The following is a 1031-nucleotide window of genomic DNA, read 5'->3' as shown; positions in this document are numbered from 1 at the left end:
AACCGGTTGCTGTGCAGCGCCCAGGTGTTCTCGGCCAGACGCTTGAGCGGGTCGGGAAGGTCGCGATAGGCCGCCGCGGTGGAGGCCCACAGTGTCGAACCGCCGTAGGGCGGCAGCGTGACCGCGCGCAGCACCGACACCGACGGGTAGTCGGCGACGAAGGTGACGTCGGTGTGCCACCTGTTGGCCGAGGCGTAGTCGGAGTCGATCGGCGTGATCGCGGGGGCCTCTGCGGTGGCCACGTTGAGCACGGGATGTCCGACCGGCGTGCCCAGCAGCGAGGCGAACCGGTGCTGGGCCGCGTCGTCGAGATGGTGCTGGCCGCGCACGAAGATCACGCCGTGCTCGAGTAGCGCTGTACGGATCGCCGATACGGCCTCGGCGGTGAGGTCGCCGTCGAGTCGAACGCCGTCGACACGTGCGCCGATGGTGCTGCCGAGTTTGGTGACAGTGGGGGTCGGGGTCATGCGAGTCCTTTCTCGAGTATGCGTAGTCAGATGACTACACCGCGCCAGACCGACTGTACACGATCGACTACACAAGCCGCCGGTGCCCGGACCGCGACCCCCTCGCGCTCACCCGATACGACGGCCGGAAGTGACCCAGTAGTCTTCGCGCAGAGTGCGTTTGAGAATCTTCCCGGTGGCGTTGCGGGGCATGGACGCGGCGAAGTCCACCGATTTCGGCAGTTTGAAACCGGCCAGCCGGGTACGCGCGTATGCGAGCAACTCGGCCTCCAGGGTGGCGTGATCGGCCTCCGCTACCGCCTCGGCCGGCACCACCACTGCTTTGACGGCCTCCCCCCACTTCGCGTGGGGCACTCCGATCACGGCGACGTCGCCTACCGCCGGATGCGACATCAACACGTTCTCCACCTCGGCGGGGTACACGTTCTCCCCGCCGGAGACGATCATGTCCTTCACCCGGTCGTAGAGGTACAGATAGCCGTCCTGGTCGCGGTAGCCGGCGTCGCCGGTCCGGTACCAGCCATCGGCCGTGATGGCCTTCGCGGTGGCCGACGGCTGGTTCCA

General features: G+C 67.5%; 2 protein-coding genes. Both read right to left on the bottom strand.

From position 1 onward, the window contains the following. Positions 1-467 (bottom strand): TauD/TfdA dioxygenase family protein (locus tag ACN27A_RS34610; protein ID WP_421459269.1); only part of this gene is annotated, 467 nt, incomplete at its 3' end. 108 nt (positions 468-575) lie between these two features. Next, positions 576-1031 (bottom strand): AMP-binding enzyme (locus ACN27A_RS34605; RefSeq protein ID WP_421459267.1); only part of this gene is annotated, 456 nt, incomplete at its 5' end.

This window comes from Micromonospora sp. WMMD737 (genome assembly GCF_049179055.1).
GTDB lineage: Bacteria > Actinomycetota > Actinomycetes > Mycobacteriales > Micromonosporaceae > Micromonospora > Micromonospora reichwaldensis.
This window is presented reverse-complemented; position numbering and strand designations above follow the sequence as displayed.